17 protein-coding genes are annotated in these 18018 nt (G+C 45.8%); 3 read left to right on the top strand and 14 right to left on the bottom strand.

All coding sequences use genetic code 11. The features are described from left to right. The 3 genes from SJY39_RS20915 to ilvG are packed head-to-tail and all read right to left on the bottom strand — an operon-like array spanning position 1 to position 2914. Positions 1-969 carry a branched-chain amino acid transaminase gene (locus tag SJY39_RS20915; protein ID WP_010433254.1) on the bottom strand — a complete coding sequence of 323 codons (969 nt, stop codon included), beginning with the start codon at positions 967-969 and terminating at the stop codon, positions 1-3. Positions 970-981: 12 nt separating this feature from the next. Beyond that, positions 982-1266, bottom strand: a complete 285-nt coding sequence (gene ilvM / locus SJY39_RS20910) for an acetolactate synthase 2 small subunit (RefSeq protein ID WP_010433257.1) — start codon at positions 1264-1266, stop codon at positions 982-984. A gap of 1 nt (position 1267) precedes the next feature. Beyond that, complete coding sequence (gene ilvG, locus SJY39_RS20905) at positions 1268-2914, bottom strand: acetolactate synthase 2 catalytic subunit (RefSeq protein ID WP_010433260.1); 1647 nt, start codon at positions 2912-2914, stop codon at positions 1268-1270. 471 nt (positions 2915-3385) lie between these two features. Between ilvG and SJY39_RS20900 the strand changes: the two genes are divergently transcribed. Beyond that, a complete protein-coding gene (locus tag SJY39_RS20900; RefSeq protein ID WP_016767536.1) occupies positions 3386-4909 on the top strand; it encodes a YifB family Mg chelatase-like AAA ATPase in 1524 nt (507 codons plus the stop codon). Positions 4910-5035: 126 nt separating this feature from the next. On the opposite strand, the gene SJY39_RS20895 is transcribed toward SJY39_RS20900, so the two are convergent. The 6 genes from SJY39_RS20895 to SJY39_RS20870 all read right to left on the bottom strand — a co-directional run bounded on the left by SJY39_RS20895 (position 5036) and on the right by SJY39_RS20870 (position 10152). After that, on the bottom strand, positions 5036-5989 hold the full coding sequence (locus SJY39_RS20895) for a DUF2860 domain-containing protein (RefSeq protein ID WP_010433296.1): 954 nt from the start codon (positions 5987-5989) through the stop codon (positions 5036-5038). 139 nt (positions 5990-6128) lie between these two features. Then, positions 6129-6728 (bottom strand): thiol:disulfide interchange protein DsbA/DsbL, encoded by a 600-nt coding sequence (locus SJY39_RS20890; protein ID WP_010433299.1) that lies wholly within the window; start codon positions 6726-6728, stop codon positions 6129-6131. Between the two features lie 55 nt (positions 6729-6783). Next, a complete protein-coding gene (locus SJY39_RS20885) occupies positions 6784-7770 on the bottom strand; it encodes a serine/threonine protein kinase (RefSeq protein WP_010433301.1) in 987 nt (328 codons plus the stop codon). Positions 7771-7844: 74 nt separating this feature from the next. Next, positions 7845-9263: a cytochrome c oxidase accessory protein CcoG gene (ccoG, locus tag SJY39_RS20880; RefSeq protein ID WP_016784122.1), complete on the bottom strand. Its 1419-nt coding sequence runs from the start codon at positions 9261-9263 to the stop codon at positions 7845-7847. 327 nt (positions 9264-9590) lie between these two features. Then, entirely contained in the window at positions 9591-9854 is a 264-nt protein-coding gene (locus tag SJY39_RS20875) for a YihD family protein (protein WP_010433308.1), read from the bottom strand. 130 nt (positions 9855-9984) lie between these two features. Further along, positions 9985-10152, bottom strand: a complete 168-nt coding sequence (locus SJY39_RS20870; protein WP_010433312.1) for a hypothetical protein — start codon at positions 10150-10152, stop codon at positions 9985-9987. 283 nt (positions 10153-10435) lie between these two features. On the opposite strand from SJY39_RS20870, the gene SJY39_RS20865 reads away from it, so the two are divergent. Beyond that, on the top strand, positions 10436-11227 hold the full coding sequence (locus SJY39_RS20865) for a sporulation protein (protein ID WP_010433315.1): 792 nt from the start codon (positions 10436-10438) through the stop codon (positions 11225-11227). Between the two features lie 123 nt (positions 11228-11350). Then, entirely contained in the window at positions 11351-12004 is a 654-nt protein-coding gene (locus SJY39_RS20860) for a hemolysin III family protein (RefSeq protein ID WP_016784121.1), read from the top strand. On the opposite strand, the gene SJY39_RS20855 is transcribed toward SJY39_RS20860, so the two are convergent. The 5 genes from SJY39_RS20855 to fmt all read right to left on the bottom strand — a co-directional run bounded on the left by SJY39_RS20855 (position 12001) and on the right by fmt (position 18011). After that, the gene (locus tag SJY39_RS20855) at positions 12001-12591 is read right to left on the bottom strand and encodes a DUF3157 family protein (RefSeq protein ID WP_016784120.1); all 591 of its coding nucleotides are present in this window, start codon (positions 12589-12591) and stop codon (positions 12001-12003) included. The two genes, SJY39_RS20860 and SJY39_RS20855, sit on opposite strands and share 4 nt — an antisense overlap. 26 nt (positions 12592-12617) lie before the next feature. Then, positions 12618-14063: a TrkH family potassium uptake protein gene (locus SJY39_RS20850; protein WP_029189229.1), complete on the bottom strand. Its 1446-nt coding sequence runs from the start codon at positions 14061-14063 to the stop codon at positions 12618-12620. Between the two features lie 96 nt (positions 14064-14159). Beyond that, complete coding sequence (trkA, locus tag SJY39_RS20845; RefSeq protein WP_010433327.1) at positions 14160-15536, bottom strand: Trk system potassium transporter TrkA; 1377 nt, start codon at positions 15534-15536, stop codon at positions 14160-14162. 109 nt (positions 15537-15645) lie between these two features. Beyond that, positions 15646-16926 (bottom strand): 16S rRNA (cytosine(967)-C(5))-methyltransferase RsmB, encoded by a 1281-nt coding sequence (gene rsmB, locus SJY39_RS20840; RefSeq protein ID WP_016784119.1) that lies wholly within the window; start codon positions 16924-16926, stop codon positions 15646-15648. Between the two features lie 119 nt (positions 16927-17045). Beyond that, positions 17046-18011: a methionyl-tRNA formyltransferase gene (gene fmt / locus SJY39_RS20835; RefSeq protein ID WP_016793477.1), complete on the bottom strand. Its 966-nt coding sequence runs from the start codon at positions 18009-18011 to the stop codon at positions 17046-17048. Positions 18012-18018: the final 7 nt, after the last annotated feature.

Below are 18018 nucleotides of genomic sequence, written 5' to 3'. Positions count from 1 at the left end.
TTACTTAGTTGTTTGCGTTTGGTTTTCTGACGCGTGGTCTGCTGGGTAAACATAATCTAACCAGCCCCACTTATCTTCAGTCGTGCCATTGAATAAACCAAAGTAAGCCGCTTGAACTTTTTCAGTGATAGGACCGCGTTTGCCTTCACCTACTGTAATTTTGTCTACGCTGCGAACCGGAACGATTTCTGCTGCTGTACCTGTCATGAAGACTTCGTCAGCAAGGTACAGGGCTTCACGAGCAATGTTCTCTTCACGGATTTCATAACCCATGTCTTTTGCTAGTGTCATGATCGAGTCACGAGTGATACCCGGCAGAATCGCGCTGGTTGCTGGTGGTGTAGAGAGAATGCCGTTACGAATAACAAAAATGTTCTCGCCTGCACCCTCTGAAAGATAACCATCAACACTCAGAGCAATACCTTCATCGTAACCATGACGACGCGCTTCACCACCAACTAGCAATGAAGATAGGTAGTTACCACCAGCCTTTGCTGAGGTTGGGATTGTATTTGGTGCTGCACGGTTCCAGCTTGAGATCATCGCATCTACGCCATTTTCTAGCGCTTCTTCACCAAGGTAAGAACCCCATGGGAAAGCGGCGATGATCAGATCCATTTCTGTATTTTCAGGAGGGCAAACACCTAAACCAACGTTACCCACAAAGCCTAGAGGGCGGATGTACGCTGACTCTAGCTTATTTTGGCGTAGCGTTTCGCGAGTCGCTTCCATTATTTCTTCCTCAGTAAAAGGAATTGGGAAGCGGTAGATTTTCGCTGAGTCTTTTAGGCGTCTTGCATGCTCTGGGTGACGGAAGATAACCGGACCCTTTGGCGTGTTATAGCAACGAACGCCTTCAAATACAGAAGTACCGTAGTGCATTGCGTGAGTAAGAACGTGAACGTTCGCCTCTGCCCAAGGAACCATTTCACCGTTAAACCAAATATAGTCTGCTGTTTTAGCTGTCATGTTTGCGGTTCCTTATGCGCTTATCTTTTGTTGTAAGTTGTTGTTTGGCAATTCATTACGGCTGATAGAGATAACGTCAACGGTACGCACATCCCACAGCTTTTCTATTTGATTAACCAAGAATGAAATCGGACGGTCACTGTCAACAATGATCTCAACGCTTGCCACTTTGCTTTCTTGGTTTTGGGTTCCTGCCACTTGTTTAACGATGAAACCACGGTGACGGATAACACGAAGAACACGTTCTAGTAGTACTGGTTTATCATCGGCTTTGATGTCTAGTAAGTATCTTTTCATGTTATGTGTTCTCCAACATTTCGCTGTTTGAAGCACCTGGCGGTACTAGTGGCCATACGTTTTCTTCTTCATCGATAAGAACATGAAGTAGGTAAGCGGTTTTGCTCTCAAGCATCTCTTTTAATGCAGGTTCTACTTCTTCTTTACGTGTGATGGTTTTGCCCGGGATATCGAATGCTTTTGCCAGCATCACGAAATCTGGGTTGTCATCCAAGATGGTTTCACTATGGCGGCCATCAAAGAACAGAGATTGCCATTGGCGAACCATGCCTAAGCGAGAGTTATTAAGCAGTACCATCTTCACTGGGATTTGACGACGTTTTAACGTGCCAAGTTCTTGTACGTTCATCATGAATGAACCGTCACCAGAGATAAGAATTGATTGGTCATCAGGACGACCAACCGATGCACCCATTGCTGCTGGTAAACCAAAGCCCATGGTGCCCAATCCAGCAGAGGTGATGAAGTTTTGTGGATCGCGTGGTTGAATATGCTGAGCTGCCCACATCTGATGTTGGCCTACATCTGTCGAAACTATAGAGCTTGAAGGCATCATGTCAGATAGTTGCTTGAGCAGTAGTGGAGCAAAGATAAGATCGCCTGGGTGGTCGTAGCGCCATTTGAACGAAGTACGTAGCCCTTCAGAGTGGTGAACCCAAGATGAGATGTCTTGGCTCAGTTCCAGTTGAGGCATGATTTTGTTGATGTCACCACGAATTGGTGCATCTGCCAGGCGCAATTTACTGAACTCAGCCGCATCGATATCGATATGAATGACTTTTGCGTGAGGAGCAAAGGTATCGAGCTTGCCTGTTACTCGGTCATCAAAACGAGCACCGACAACAATCAACAGGTCACTCTCTTGAACAACTAGGTTAGCGGCCTTGGTGCCGTGCATACCAAGCATACCAAGGTAATGTGGGTCGTCACGCTCGATAGTACCTAAGCCTTTGAGCGTGCTTACGGCTGGCATTGGGTTTAGGCGTAAAAATTCGCGAACGGATTCCGTTGCTTTAGCCAGTTGAACGCCACCACCTACGTATAAAACAGGACGAGTCGCTTGAGATAGGAAGTGTTGTGCTTGTTCAATCGCGTCAGTTGTCGCAACAGGTATCGCTGGTGGTGTAAATTCAGGAAGAACATCGACAGGTGTTTCTGCTAGTTGAACGTCTTTTGCGATATCAACAATGACCGGGCCGGGACGACCTGATTTTGCTACGACAAACGCTTCCGCTAGTGTTGGAGCGAGGTCTTCAATATCGGTTACTAGGTAGCTGTGTTTAGTACATGACAGAGACATGCCAATCACATCCATTTCTTGAAATGCATCAGTACCGATGTGTGAGCTAGCAACTTGACCTGTGATAGCAACGAGTGGGATGGAATCCATAAAGGCATCAGCAAGGCCGGTTACTAGGTTTGTCGCACCAGGGCCTGAGGTTGCCATACAAACAGCCACATCTTGAGTTGCACGAGCCATACCAATGGCAGCCATTGCTGCACCTTGCTCATGGCGACATAGGATATGTTCAACACCGCCGTCATAAAGAGCATCGTAGATTGGCATGATGGCACCGCCTGGGTAACCAAATACGGTCTCAATGCCTTGTTGCTTGAGTGCGGATACGACCAGTTCTGCGCCTTTCATCGTAATTCCTCCGTATTACCTTTATTTTGGTAATTGTTTCCATTGTCTCTGCACATCTTGTGCTCCCATTCTTCCTGTAAATCGGCAAAGCCGAAAATAATAAAATTATAAAAATCGAATCTTTAAATTAGAAAAAACCCCCGAACTTTTCAGTGCGGGGGTTTTTTCTAATTCGTGGTTACTTTTTTCCCACTCGCCCCCGCGCAGTCTCAATAATGACTACGATAATCAGGTTAATCAGTGCATAAATGCGAGCGTTAAATGTCATAAAATTCGAGTTTTCTCGTTTATTGTCTTAAGTAAATGTCTACATCTCTAGTGTTATCACACAAATCTGCTGCATGACAAGGAAAATGTCATTCTTTTTTCACATTAAAACACCATTCCACCACGCTATATAACAACCTTATCGCTTTGGTGAGCAATGAATATCCAGGGCGAATACTTTTAAATCAAAGACAAAGGAAAGTTATGGGACTCGCGATAATTCATAGTCGAGCTAGTGTGGGTGTAGAGGCTCCAGAAGTGACAGTCGAGGTGCATATCAGCAATGGAATGCCCGGTTTTACGTTGGTGGGTTTACCTGAAACAACGGTCAAGGAATCTAAAGATCGAGTGAGAAGCGCGATCATCAATTCTCGCTTTGAGTTTCCATCGAAAAGGATCACGGTTAACTTAGCTCCCGCAGATTTACCGAAAGAAGGCGGGCGGTTTGACTTGCCTATCGCGCTTGGGATTTTAGTTGCGTCGGACCAGTTACCCACATCAAAAATAGCTCAACATGAATTTATTGGTGAGTTAGCGCTGTCGGGTGAGTTGCGCTCGGTGAAAGGGGTACTGCCTGCAACACTCGCTGCTGACAGAGTTGAGCGTTGCTTAGTCGTACCGCATCACAATGGCGATCAGGCAGCTTTAGTCGGTAAAGGGGCACATAAGTCGGCGCAAACCTTGTTGGAGGTTTGTGCGGATATGTGTGGTCAGGCTCAGCTTGGTCTATATAGAACGGAACATCATCAGGCTGATGTTTCAGTGCTTCGCGACCTACAAGATATTATCGGCCAGCAGCAAGGCAAGCGAGCATTAGAAATAGCTGCTGCTGGTAACCATAATTTATTGTTCCTCGGCCCGCCTGGAACTGGCAAAACGATGTTGGCCTCGCGACTACGCGATTTATTGCCTGAGATGAGTAACGAAGAAGCGATGGAAACGGCTTCGATCGCTTCTTTAACTCAACAAGAGATCAATCAATACAACTGGAAGCAACGACCTTTTAGGTCCCCCCATCATTCGAGCTCAATGGCAGCATTGGTGGGTGGTGGTTCGGTGCCTCGCCCTGGTGAGATATCTTTGGCGCATAACGGGTTATTGTTTCTTGATGAGATGCCTGAGTTTGAGCGCAAGGTACTCGATTCTTTGCGAGAGCCGTTGGAGTCGGGTGAAATCATTATCTCTCGTGCGGCAGGTAAGACGCGTTTTCCTGCGCGCTTTCAATTAGTCGGTGCACTTAACCCAAGCCCTACAGGTTATTATGAAGGCAATCAAGCTCGAGCGAACCCACAAATCATCCTTCGCTACCTCAATCGACTATCAGGGCCGTTATTGGACCGATTCGATATGTCGTTAGAGATCCCCCTGTTGCCCAAAGGGATGTTAGCCGAAGGTGGCGACCGTGGTGAAACGACTCAAGTCGTAAAGCAAAGGGTCAGGCAGGCTCGTGAGCTGATGCTATCTCGCAATCATAAATCGAATGCACTGTTAGGTAGCCGAGAAATTGAAAAGTATTGCCCGTTAAGACGTGAGGATGCGGAGTTTCTGGAAACGGCATTGCACCGATTGGGCTTATCGATTCGCGCTTACCACCGGATCATCAAGGTGGCGCGAACCATTGCTGACCTTGACGGTAATGAGCAGATTGAAAAGAAGCACCTATCGGAAGCGCTTGGCTATCGAGCCATGGATCGGTTGTTGAAGCAACTCACAGCTCAAGCTGTATAGTAATACCAATCGTAGTAAACAACGGGTCATTATTTACTACGATTGGTATAAAAACAAGAAAGCCTGCTTTTTACGCAGGCTTTCGTTGTTATGAACTAATGGTTATGAGCGAGCAATGAAGTCTAACTAGAACTTGTAGTTCAGACCTACTGAGACGATGTATTGAGACTCATCGTAGAAGGTAATATTCGAGTCGCTGGTACCGTAGCCCGCCAGTGAAACAAACGACCAGTTTTCCCAGTTCATGAACTGCTCATACTCATATGCGGCAAACAGGTTAATGTTGTCATCGCTACGCGTTTTGCCGTAAATCGGGTTGCTAGCATCGTAGGATCGTTGGTTGTAACCCGCAGTCAACGCGTATTGGTGACGACCCATGCCACCAAATAGACTTACCTCACCGCCAAACTGTTCATAAGAGGCAGCCTTGCCATCTGCAGAGCTTGATTGGTAAATCAATGATGGTACTAACATCATGGTACGGCTGAGTGGAACGCGGTATTGGCCTTTCAGGTAGAAGGTTTCTGCATCACGTTGGAGTTCTTCTCTAACTAAATCATCTTCTACATCTTTGGTGGCGTAGGCCATGTCTAGCGAGAAAGCTGAGCCTGCAATGCTGCTTAGCTTCAAACGAAAGGCATTGCCAGTTTCATCGGTTTTGCTTCGAGTAACGCCTTCTGCATATGGATTCGCCCAAGTTTTACCTGACATAATGGTTGGCAGAAGTGAAGCGTCAATGACCATACCTGACTCTAGTTGGTATTTATAACCAACCTCTAGCACAACAGTACCTGTTGCTACGTCATCACGAGCGGTACCCGTATACACTTGATGATTTAATTTTTCACCAAAGGTGTAAGCGACATTGCCCAAAGGCGCGACTAGAAATGAGCTCTCAGATGAGGCTTTCTGGTTATTTGACGAGATGGTGCTATCAGTATCGGTATTAAAATTTGAGGTGGAAGAGGTTACCCCGGTATTGATAGAGATTTCACCACTGAAGCCTTGTTCGTTTGCAAGCTTGGCAAAGGCAGGCGAAGCAGCAACGCTTAATGCGAGAAGTGTGATTTTTATTTTCATTTACGGGCTCCTTGCCCACCGGTTCTTAGGACGGGTTATTAATATCAGTAAAGCACGGTATTTCCTGGCTGATTATTTCTCAATGATGGTTTTTGATTTAGGAAAAAAAAGGAAGCCTGAGCTTCCTTTAATCATTAACTTACTTCTTTAATAAGAAGTTAACCAGCTCGAAGTACTCATCGAGAGAGTTAATACCTTGAGCATCGATCAGGTAGCGATTATTGACTACAACAGCGGGAACGCCTGACAGGCCACTATCTTTAAATGCTTTGTCGAAGCGACGAACCATAGAATCTACTGCAAAGCCATTGTAAGCCGCATCAAATTTTTTCTCGTCGACGCCTTCGTCCAAGAAAATTTGACGTAGCTCTGCTTCATCGCGTGGTGGCTTGTTCATGTTGTGAATGCGGTTAAACATCACTGGCACCATTTTGTCTTCCACTTTCAATGCAATCATGGTTGCGTAAGCTTTGCTCATTGGTAAGCCCATGTTGCCACCCATGAATGAAACATGGTTCTTCTGTAGCTTAGCGTCTTTAGGTAGCTGTTGTTTTAGCTGCTGGATGATTGGCTCAAAGCTATTACAGTGTGGGCAGTAAAAAGAGAAGAACTCTGTCACCATTGGTTTTTTTGATGCTTCTAGGTCGAGAACTTTGTAGTGTTCACCTTCGTTAAATTTCGCAGCGTGAGCTGAAAGGCTCAACATGATCAATGAGAAAAATGCGAATAGCTTTTTCATTTATCCAATCTCCATTATGTTTGAATTTTTATCTAGTTGTATGTTGCGATTATTATTACCACTGAGGCATTAACGAAAGTGGTGGTTCTTGCAGGGTAGCAATTTGCTCTTTACAAGCAAGTACTTGTTGCTCCCAATATTTAGGATCATTAAACCATGGGAAGGCCAAAGGAAAAGCAGGATCGTGCCATCGTTTTGCTAGCCATGCCATGTAATGCACCATACGTAGACCGCGTAGTGGTTCGATTAGTTTCAGTTGTGAGGTATTAAAATCGCAAAACTCTTGATAACTCTCTAGCAGAATATCCAGTTGCATCAGTTTATCTTGGCGTTCGCCGTTAAGTAGCATCCATAGATCTTGCACCGCTGGTCCATTGCGCGAATCATCGAGATCGACGAACATTGGTCCGTCGCGCCACAATATATTACCTGGGTGGCAGTCACCATGCAGGCGGATGTTCTCAATGTTGCTCGGCCACTGGTTCTCTAGCTCTTTTATCAGAAGGTCAACGTCATTGAAGAACGCGTTTTCTAGGTGCGTCGGGATAAACTGCGAATTCTCTAGAATCTTACGTGGCTGATATAGGTATTCATCTAAGCTAATGGTTGGACGGTGTTGGAATGTTTTGCCTGCACTTGCCTTATGAATTCGACCAAGGAAACGACCTACCCCTTCCAGTTGGTTCAAGTTATCGACTTCGTACTGCCTGCCACCAACACTGTCAAACAGTGTAAACAGATAGCCTTGATACTCATGTAGGGTTTCGCCATTGATGCGTATCGGCGGTGCGACTGGAATTTCTTGGTCGATAAGCTCAAGTGTAAAGTCGTGCTCTTCTTGAATCTGTTCTTTGCTCCAGCGTTGCGGCCGATAGAACTTAACGACGTAGCGTTTACGGTCTTCGTCGGTGAATTGATATACCCGGTTTTCGTAGCTGTTGAGGGCGAGAAGCCCAGATTCAGCTCGAACTCCAATACTCTCCAGTGCGTACCACATGAAGTCAGGGGTCAAGTTATCAAAGTTAAAGGCTTGCATCGTCATAGAATAAAAAAGGCTCATTACTGAGCCTTTTTCCATTTATAGGGAAGTTATACCAATCCGTGAGAGGCTTGGTATCAGAGTTTCTTGATAAAGCGGCTTTCTACTTCCATCGTAAACTCTTCATTATCCGAGAGTATAAACTGAATTGTCGAAACTGGTGAGCTCAGTTTTTCTGGGTCGACCCCCAAACTGATAGGTAGGTTCAAAACCTCGCCCGGATCGACCGTAATGGTTTGCTTACCGTACCAGATAGAATTGGGTAACCCTTTCACATCAAGTTTGTACTCTTGCTCTTGCTGAGTTTTGTTGATGACTTTCAAGTTGTAAGTATTTTCGACAAGCCCTTGAGTATTGATTCTAAATAGCTGGTTTCTATCTCGCAGAACGCTTAAGCCTGCAGGATCAACACTCGCGATTTGTGCAAAGAATAAACCCAGCATAACGATCAATATTACACCATAGCCTAAGAGTTTAGGGCGCATCACCTTGGTTGAGTGACCTTCAAGTCTATGTTCTGTGGTGTAGTTGATCAGGCCTTTTTCATAGCCCATACGTTCCATCGTGTGGTCACAGGCATCAATACACGCACCGCAGTTAATGCATTCGTATTGTAGGCCGTCACGAATATCGATACCTGTCGGGCAAACTTGAACGCATAAATTACAGTCAATACAGTCACCAAGGCCAAGCTCTTTTGGATCGGCTTTGCGAGAACGAGGGCCGCGGCTTTCACCACGTTCTGTGTCGTAACCAACGATGAAAGTGTCTTTATCGAACATAGCCGATTGGAAGCGCGCGTAAGGACACATGTGCAGACAAACAATTGAACGCATCCAACCGGCATTGGCATAAGTACAGCCTGCAAAGAACAGTACCCAAAACACCGGCCAGAAAGACGAGTTAAAGGTAAAGAAGCCAATCACCAACTCTTTGATAGGGATGAAGTAACCGACAAAGGTTAGTCCTGTTGCGATTGCAATTGCCCACCATGCGATGTGTTTGAGGGTTTTTCTAACGATTAGATTGCTTGTCAGTTTACCTGAATCTTGTTTTCTTCTCTTATTGGCAGCGCCTTCTAGCTTTTCTTCGAACCAGATGTACATAAAGGTCCACACGGTCTGAGGACACAAGTAGCCACACCAAACACGGCCTAAAAAGGTTGTGATAAAAAACAGGCCGAACGCAGCAATCATAAATAGGATGGCGAGGAGCGTCAGATCTTGCGGGTACAGCGTGGTGCCAAAGAAGTTAAACTGCTGGCTGCCGATATCGAGTAAGATCGCTTGTCGCTCACCAAATGGAATCCATGGGATAAGCGCAAAAAGTAAAAGTAAGAACCAACCGCCATAACGGCGCAGTTGTTGGAATTTACCTTTGCTTTCTCGAACATAGATTCGGTTACTTGGGTTAAATCGATCTCCATTACCTTTATGTGTTTTCGGGTTAAAGGTTTTAGGCGTCACATCTTTGATATCGATTTTATCCTGACTCATGGACTATCCTTTTTGTGGCTTGTTTGCCCTGTTAAAGAGGGCATGACGACATTACTTGAAAGTATGGTTTAGAGAACCTATTGAAATTGAGCTTGGTGCATTTGTTGTTATCGCACTCACTCTTATTATTTTAGAAGATTCTTATGGATGGCGATTATAACGACAATCTTGTTCTCATTTCTTTAACGCTATCAACCTTTAACAACAAAAGTCATAACAGTTGTGACGAAAAAATAGCGAACAGAAACAAAAAAGCGACCAAGAGGTCGCTTTTTAGAATTGAGCAATTTATTGATAAGGCAATTAAGCTTTAACGCATTTAAGCTGTTAAAGGATGCCACGCGCTTTTAAAATCGCGGTTTTGAAGTCATCTTCTTGGTCTTTTTTCAGGCCTGGGATCATTTCATCTTTTTCACTGTTACGCATTTTGAGGTGATAGATCAGAACGTCGTCTGTCAGTTCTTCAAGTTTACCTTCGTAGCCCGCTTCTTTTGACAGCTTAATGATGAATTCTAACAAGTTAAGCTCTTGATCTTTCTGCCACTCAGGCTCCATCAATTCAAGCAGTTCTTCAATACGATGACACTTCATACTTTATTCTCCACAAATTTTATAATGATTTGTGGCTTAAGGTATCAAATCAGGTAGGGAATACCAATGTGTAAACACATTTCAGAAAGGATAGGGCAAGAAAAAAGCGCAGTAAAAACTGCGCTTTTTATTAAGCGGCTTTAATTACTTTTGTTGCAGTCGGTGCTAATAAAGCAGTCTTCTCAACTAAAGTCATTGTTGGAGCCAATTTCTTAGCCATTGGAGCGGCAGCAAAGCCACTACGACGACGCATCGCACTACGGTTGGTGTGCGAGAACCTGACAGCTGTTGGGCGCATTCATTTACCTAACGGTCAGGCATATCCATTGCCAATCTAATGGCCTGATTTACCATGAGATCCGCTTCAATTACTTGAAGAGTCACTCGTCTGGCTTTCGCCAATCCGAATAATAAATCAGGATAATGATATGCATGCATATCAAGGCTTAGATTATCACTATCTAAGTTATCGATCGACGCTTGAGTGATAAATAGACGATATTAGAGCTAAAATAGTGTGAGCAGTATATTTGAGTTTGAACCTCTTTCAGGCTTAAGATGATGTTTTAAAGGAGGTGCATATGTCGTTCTTAAAGAAAACGTTAGCAAGTTTTGGTATTGGATCTGCCAAAGTGGATTCTGTATTGCAACAGGAAGTGCTTTATCCAGGGCAAAAGGCGAGCATTATTGTGCATGTGTATGGTGGCTCTCAACCGCAGGAGATAGATAACATCGATCTCAACCTGTGTTGTCGCTACATAAAAGAAGTGACCACTAATTCGCAAAGGCAAGAGGGCGGTCAAACACGTCGAATGCACCAAACATACTCGTTGGCCAAATGGAGCCTGCCGTATTCCTTTGTGATTCAGCCGGGAGAAACTCGTGACTTTGAATGCGAGTTTGATGTGCCGTTGAATACCCCTGTGACGATTGGTGACTCAAAGGTGTGGCTTGAAACCGGGCTCGATATTGCGATGGCGATTGACCCTTCGGATAAGGATATTTTAACGGTTCGTCCTGATGCGCTACTTGATGGCATTTTTAACGAACTCGAAGCTCAAGGTCTGCGCATTCGCCAAGTTGAATGTGAAGCGGTAGATGGCTTTGAATTACCGTTTGTACAAGAGTTTGAATTTGTTCCAACCACAGGCCCTTATCATGGCCGCTGGCGTGAGCTGGAAGTGGTTGCTCATCGTGATGATACGGAGCTTAAGCTGTGGTTTGAGATAGACCGCAATCGCGATGGTGCAAAAGGTATGTTGGCTAGCTTGCTAGGCATTGGTCAGCTGCAGCGTCAGTTGAGTGTGCCATTGGATACCTCACCAGAAGATGCGGGCAAAATGGTGCTTGAGTATTTAGACAACGCTTCTTAGTGTCTGAGGAGCGACTCGGTCACACATACTTAGCAGCATTTACGTCATAATAATTTAAGCTTACACGTGTAAGCTTAATGTGTAATACTAGGCAAATCGAACATTTACTCTAGTAGGATAACCATGTCTGCATCATCGGCTAGCGAATACAGTGATATTGAAGAACGCGCTAATGCGATAACCCATGGTTTGGGCGTTGTACTTGGTGTGGTAGGCCTGGTCCTATTGCTGATTCGTGCTTTTGATTACCAAGCCGACATGCTTACTGTTGCCAGTATGGCGGTGTATGGCAGCAGTATTATTCTGCTCTTTCTTGCTTCCACGTTGTACCACTCGATCACCACTGAGAAAACCAAGCGCTTACTCAAAACTCTTGATCACTGCGCGATTTATTTACTGATTGCTGGCAGTTATACGCCATTCTTGTTAGTGAGCTTAAGAACACCATTAGCAATGGGGTTGATGGCGGTAATCTGGGGTATCGCGTTGGTCGGAATTATAATGAAGATTGCTTTTGTCTATCGATTTAAGCGCTTGTCATTGGTGACATATTTAGCGATGGGTTGGTTGTCGTTGATAGTGGTGTATCAACTAGCGATGAATATCGAGATGGGCGGTTTGGTATTATTAGCGCTTGGCGGTGTGATCTACTCTTTGGGGGTGATTTTCTATGTGGCAAAACGCATCCCTTACAATCATGCCATCTGGCACTTGTTTGTTTTGGCGGGCTGCGCTTGCCATTTCTTCGCTATTTACTTGTACGTGACTCCGGTTTAGCGAGCTAGTACTTCAGTAATTTCAGCTTTGATCTGATATTCAGGGTGTTGTTCTAGGTCGAGCTTGATTAGCTTGCCTTCCTCACCTGTCTTTGGTCGCAAATATGTGTCGGCCATTCGTTTGATTGATTTCCACACTGCAACTTTTTCTTCTGCCAACAACTCGCCTTCTACAGTAAATACGCTGATGTTAAGTGATACCAAAATGACAGCTTGAGTGCCTTGGTTGGTGATGGCAGTCGGAATAATAAGCTCACCATTTTCATAGCGACTTGCACCCAGTACAACATCCACTCCTGATTGAGACAGCTGTAAGCTTGGTTTTTTACTATTAACCACAACCGTTGTGCCACGAGTATTCGTCGCTACCGGGACGGCTACGACAGGTGCTGCTGCAACAGGGACGGCGATCTCTGATGTTGTCGCTGCTGCTTCCGTTTGCTTCGGTGCCACATATTGCCAAGTATAATCATCTTTGAGTAACACTTGTTTGCCATCAGGTAGTGTGACCATTTGATCCGCAAAGGCAGCACTTACGAATACTGAATTTGCGAGCAATGCGCCAGCGAGAAGTACGTATGATTTCATCTGTGTTTCCTTGATTTTGTGCTTGGTTAGCGTCGCCAAAAGGCTGGGAAAAATAGAACGATGAGCGTCAGTATCTCGAGTCGCCCCATCAGCATTCCTAAACTTAATAGCCATTTTGCGGCGTCAGGCAGTGGAGCAAAGTTTCCGGTTGGACCGATCACGCTGCCCATTCCTGGACCAACATTGGCAACGGCTGTGATAGCACCGGATATACTGGTTACAGGATCAAGTCCCATCGCACTCAGCCCACCGGCAATTAAGATAATCGTGATAAAGAACATCAGACCAAATGCAACGAGTGAACGTACGATGTCGTCACTGACTGGTCGTTGATTATAGCGTTGAACAAACACGCCCGATGGATGAATCAGTTTCATCATTTGTTTATGGAGCATGGTCATTGCAATTTGGAAGCGGAAGATTTTGATACCGCCAGAGGTTGAACCTGAGCACGCGCCCGCCATCATTAAAAAGGCAAACAGCGTGGTAGGCAAAGCGCCCCACGCGGTGAAGTCTTCTAAGCCAAAACCAGTTGTGGTGACGACTGACACAATGTTAAACATCGAAACACGCATCGCATCCAATACCGTGTAGCCATCTCTGACCACCAGCCATGTGGATATCACAGCACTGGTGACTAAGAATAGGTAAGCGAAGCCTCTCACTTGGGCATCTTTGTAGAGGATAGAGAGCTTTCTACCGCGCAGCGCACTGACAAAGAGTAAAAACGGTAAGCCACCTAAGAACATGAATACAGTACCCACCCAGTGAGCGCTGTTCGAGAAGTGGTTCATAGAACCGTCTGAGGTTGAGTAACCGCCTGTAGATAGCGTGGTAAATGAGTGGTTGATGGCATCAAACACACTCATGCCCGCAAATAGGTAGCTCACCAAGCATAGGCCTGTTAATACCAAATAGACCGCCACTATGTTCTTGGCGACGGTTTTTGCTCTCGGGCTGCTTTTATCTGACCAATCGGAAGACTCAGTTTGGAACAAGCGCATACCACCGACGTTAAGCATTGGTAGAACCGCTACTGCCATTACGATGAACCCAACACCACCAAGCCACTGCAATATAGATCGCCATAATAGAATGCTTGGTGCCATGCTGTCTAAGCCGCTTAATACGGTTGATCCTGTCGTGGTGATACCCGACATGGTTTCAAAATAGGCATCAGTGAAGCTGATGTGGTTGATGAAGACAAAGGGTAGTGCAGCGAAGGCGCTGGCAATAGTCCAGACCAAAGAGGTGATCAGGAACATGTCTCGCACCCCAAGTCGGAAATTAGCTGAACGGCCTAAGCTTAAGCAGATGAACGCCACAATGTGCGTGATCACTACCGATTGACCAAACTCGAGGAAGCCACCGGTGCCAGTAAAAAAGGCAACCAATGTAGGGATGTACATGAAAAGGGCGAGTTTTGATAACACTAACCCTATCACTAATAATATCGGACGAAAGTTGACCATAGCTTAATAGACCATAGCTTAAATAGATTACAGCTTTGTGCCGGAGCGTCGTTCTCACAAAAAGAAAGTTGCGAGAAGAAGCTTACGAGAACAAGGCTATAAGAAGAATGGGCTCGGTTGGAATAGAGACTCAACATCAGGTACGTATTTCTTGTCCACTAGGAACATCACAACGTGGTCATCTTGTTCAATTACGGTTCTATCGTGCGCAATAAGAACCTCTTCTCCGCGAACAATTGCACCAATAGTGGTGCCCGGTGGCAGTTTGATGTCGCCAATCGCTCGGCCAACGACTTTCGATGTGGTTTCGTCACCGTGAGCAATGGCTTCGATCGCCTCTGCAGCGCCACGACGTAGAGAGGATACGTTTACAATATCAGCACGACGAACGTGAGTAAGCAACGCAGAAATGGTCGCTTGTTGTGGCGATATCGCAATATCAATCACACCACCCTGAACAAGGTCGACGTAAGCACCACGCTGAATCAGTACCATTACCTTCTTGGCACCCATTCGCTTAGCCAGCATAGCGGACATGATGTTGGTTTCATCTTCATTGGTTAGGGCAATGAACACATCCACCTGATCGATGTTCTCTTCGGTTAGCAGTTCTTGGTCGGCGGCATCACCACAGAATACGATGGTGTTTTCTAATTCTTCAGATAGCTTCTCAGCACGAGTGTAACTACGTTCGATAAGCTTGATGCTGTAGCTCTGCTCAAGGCGTTTCGCCAAGCTTGCACCAATGTTACCACCTCCGACAATCATGATGCGGCGGTATGGCTTCTCTAGGCGTTGCAGTTCACTCATTACTGAGCGGATATGGTTACTCGCGGCCACGAAGAAAACCTCATCGTCTGCTTCAATGATGGTAGTGCCTTGCGGGCGAATAGGGCGGCCTTGACGGAAAATAGCAGCAACACGAGTATCGATGTGCGGCATGTGCTCACGCAAAGCAGATAGGGCGTTACCGACCAGTGGACCACCGTAGTAGGCTTTTACTGCGACGAGGCTAACTTTCTGTTCAGCAAAGCTCACAACCTGCAATGCGCCTGGGTATTGAATCAGGCGCTCGATATAGCTGGTCACTAGCTCTTCGGGTGCGATCAGGTGATCGACTGGGATAGCACCAGACTTGAATAGCGCTTCTTTCTCTTCTAGGTATTGAGGAGAGCGAATGCGGGCAATTCGGTTTGGTGTGTTGAAAAGAGAAAAGGCAACCTGACACGCAGCCATGTTGGTTTCATCCATGTTGGTTACGGCAACCAACATGTCGGCATCTTGCGCGCCCGCTTCACGTAGTGTGTTCGGGTGGCTGGCATAACCGTTTACAACCCTAAGGTCGTATTTATCCTGAAGTTCACGAAGTCGGTCAGTATTACGGTCGACAATAGTGATGTCGTTGTTTTCACCAACCAGGTTTTCAGCAAGGGTACCGCCAACTTGGCCTGCACCTAGGATAATGATCTTCATAGCCTGTCTCTTTTCTTTACCGTCGTAATTCTAGTGATCTCACTTTGTTTTGATAATGCACTAGAAAGAAACAGCGGCTAAGAAATAAATTCTTAGCCGCTGTTAGTTGTTATGCCTGTTTTACTAGAACTGCGTAGTAGAAGCCATCCATATCTTCTTCTCCAGGCAGTATTTGACGACCTGGATTTTCGATATCAGACCCAACAAGCGTTGCGTTCTCGGTTCGCTCAAGGAATGCTTTCACTTGCAGCACGTTTTCTTGCGGCGTGATAGAACATGTCGCATAAACCATGGTGCCGCCTTCTTTCAGCTGACGCCACATTGCATCCATGATCTCGCTTTGCAGCTCTGCTAGTGCATCAATATCAGATGCACGACGTAGCCACTTGATGTCAGGGTGACGACGAATTACGCCAGTCGCTGAACAAGGAGCATCAAGCAGGATACGGTCGAACTTATCACCCATCCACCACTCTTCAGGGTAGCGAGCATCGCCACAGATTACGTCGGCACGCAGTTGTAGGCGTTCAAGGTTATCGTAAACACGGTCTAGGCGTTTAATATCACTGTCAATCGCAACCACTTCAGTGTCTTGAGTATGTTCAAGAATGTGCGCAGTTTTACCACCTGGCGCTGCACAACAGTCTAGGATTAGCTCACCATCTTTGGGTGTTAGGTAATCAACAGAAAGTTGAGCTGCAGCATCTTGTACAGATACCCAACCTCTGTCGAAACCCGGAAGCAAAGTAACATCACAAGGTGACGCTAATTTTATGGCATCAGCCGCTTCTGGGTGCAGTGTGTATTCAATGTTTTCGTTTTTAAGCAGTTCAACATACTCGTCACGAGTGTGGTGTTGACGGTTTACGCGCAGCCACATTGGTGCTTTGCTGTTGTTTGCTTCAATCAGTTGCTCCCACTGATCTGGGTAGCTTTCTTGAAGCATTTTTAGAATCCAGCTTGGATGGCTGTATTTGCCCGCATTGTGGCTAACTGCTTTTTCATCTAGCTCTTCTTGATCGCGCAGGTAGCTGCGAAGTACTGCGTTGATCAAACCACTCAGGCTTGGGCCGCGCAGCGTTTTGGTTGCTTCAACTGTTTCAGCAACGGCAGCATGCGAAGGGATGCGCATAAAGCTCAACTGGTAAATGCCTACTAAGATCAGGTGGTGGAATACGCGCTTTTTACCTTTAAGCGAGTTTTCCATCAGTTCGTTAGCGATTGACTCCAAGCGAGGCAGGTAACGAAGTGCGCCGTAGCAAATCTCTTGCAGTAGAGCATGGTCTCGCGGACGGATCGTTTTTTGAGCCGCAGGGAGAGCGTGTGAAAGAGAGTGGCCTTTATCGACAACTTGGAATAGGACATTTGCAGCAGCAGCGCGAACATTCATGAGGGGTACCGAATATTTATTTGAATACATGAGGGCATCTCTGCCCTCGTAAAGGTTTTCTAAACTGTGTTTTTACAAGCTACACGTTTTTAAGTACATATTGAGTAGCTTTAAAGCGGTTAAGAAAGTTGAGTCCCAACTTCAAACCAGCTTGCACGTGAGTTCAAGATATCTTGAACTGACATAGCTTTTTTGCCTGGAACTTGTAACTGTTCCAATACTAGTACTTTGTCGCCAGTCGCAACATAAATACCAGTCTTATCTGCTTTGATTATTGAGCCAGCTGGCGCAGACGTCGATTCTTCATCAACACGTGTCTGCCAAACTTTAATGCTTTTTTCATCATTAGAGCTGCTATCAGTAATCGCAAAGTGACTCATTGGCCATGGGTTGAAAGCGCGCACACAACGTTCGATGTGTTCTGCACTGTCATTCCAATCAATTTTTGCTTCTTCTTTGCTCAGCTTCTTCGCGTAGTTAGCAAGCTCGTCATCTTGCTTCTCAGCAACAGCCTTACCAGAAGCGATGTCTGCTAAACACTCAACAAGAGCATCAGGACCAAGACCAGCTAACTTTTCGTACATTGACGCACTGGTATCTGTAGATTCGATTGGTAGCGTTGCGATGCTTAGCATATCACCGGTATCTAGGCCGATATCCATCTGCATGATCGTCACGCCAGTCTCTTTATCGCCCGCCCAGATAGAGCGTTGGATCGGAGCAGCACCACGCCAGCGTGGCAGGATTGAACCATGCACGTTGATACAACCTAAGCGAGGCGTATCTAATACAGCTTGTGGAAGCAATAAGCCGTAAGCGACAACAACCATGATGTCAGCATTCAAATCTGTTAGCTCTTGCTTAGCTTCATCTGACTTGAAGTTTTCTGGTTGGTAAACCGGAATATTGTTTTCAAGTGCGATGTTTTTTACCTGGCTCGCAGTCAGTTTTTTACCGCGGCCTGCTGGACGATCTGGCTGTGTGTAAACAGCAATAACTTCATGCTCCGAAGACAACAACGCCGCCAAGTGACGGGCGGCGAAATCCGGAGTACCTGCGAAGACAATTCTTAAAGATTGACTCAAGGTAGAC

It is taken from the genome of Vibrio sp. R78045, from assembly GCF_042466085.1.
Lineage (GTDB): Bacteria > Pseudomonadota > Gammaproteobacteria > Enterobacterales > Vibrionaceae > Vibrio > Vibrio cyclitrophicus.
Note: the sequence above shows the minus strand (reverse complement) of the source record. Positions and strands in the feature narration are given on the sequence as shown.

Excerpts from the sequence above, each read along its gene's own strand:
- ccoG (WP_016784122.1), bottom strand. The coding sequence starts at position 9,263 with ATGAGTCAGGATAAAATCGATATCAAAGATGTGACGCCTAAAACCTTT.
- ilvM (WP_010433257.1), bottom strand. The coding sequence starts at position 1,266 with ATGAAAAGATACTTACTAGACATCAAAGCCGATGATAAACCAGTACTA.
- SJY39_RS20890 (WP_010433299.1), bottom strand. The coding sequence starts at position 6,728 with ATGAAAAAGCTATTCGCATTTTTCTCATTGATCATGTTGAGCCTTTCA.
- SJY39_RS20865 (WP_010433315.1), top strand. The coding sequence starts at position 10,436 with ATGTCGTTCTTAAAGAAAACGTTAGCAAGTTTTGGTATTGGATCTGCC.
- SJY39_RS20895 (WP_010433296.1), bottom strand. The coding sequence starts at position 5,989 with ATGAAAATAAAAATCACACTTCTCGCATTAAGCGTTGCTGCTTCGCCT.
- rsmB (WP_016784119.1), bottom strand. The coding sequence starts at position 16,926 with ATGAATGTTCGCGCTGCTGCTGCAAATGTCCTATTCCAAGTTGTCGAT.
- SJY39_RS20915 (WP_010433254.1), bottom strand. The coding sequence starts at position 969 with ATGACAGCTAAAACAGCAGACTATATTTGGTTTAACGGTGAAATGGTT.
- ilvG (WP_010433260.1), bottom strand. The coding sequence starts at position 2,914 with ATGAAAGGCGCAGAACTGGTCGTATCCGCACTCAAGCAACAAGGCATT.
- SJY39_RS20900 (WP_016767536.1), top strand. The coding sequence starts at position 3,386 with ATGGGACTCGCGATAATTCATAGTCGAGCTAGTGTGGGTGTAGAGGCT.
- SJY39_RS20860 (WP_016784121.1), top strand. The coding sequence starts at position 11,351 with ATGTCTGCATCATCGGCTAGCGAATACAGTGATATTGAAGAACGCGCT.
- SJY39_RS20870 (WP_010433312.1), bottom strand. The coding sequence starts at position 10,152 with ATGCGCCCAACAGCTGTCAGGTTCTCGCACACCAACCGTAGTGCGATG.
- SJY39_RS20855 (WP_016784120.1), bottom strand. The coding sequence starts at position 12,591 with ATGAAATCATACGTACTTCTCGCTGGCGCATTGCTCGCAAATTCAGTA.
- SJY39_RS20885 (WP_010433301.1), bottom strand. The coding sequence starts at position 7,770 with ATGACGATGCAAGCCTTTAACTTTGATAACTTGACCCCTGACTTCATG.
- trkA (WP_010433327.1), bottom strand. The coding sequence starts at position 15,536 with ATGAAGATCATTATCCTAGGTGCAGGCCAAGTTGGCGGTACCCTTGCT.
- SJY39_RS20875 (WP_010433308.1), bottom strand. The coding sequence starts at position 9,854 with ATGAAGTGTCATCGTATTGAAGAACTGCTTGAATTGATGGAGCCTGAG.
- SJY39_RS20850 (WP_029189229.1), bottom strand. The coding sequence starts at position 14,063 with ATGGTCAACTTTCGTCCGATATTATTAGTGATAGGGTTAGTGTTATCA.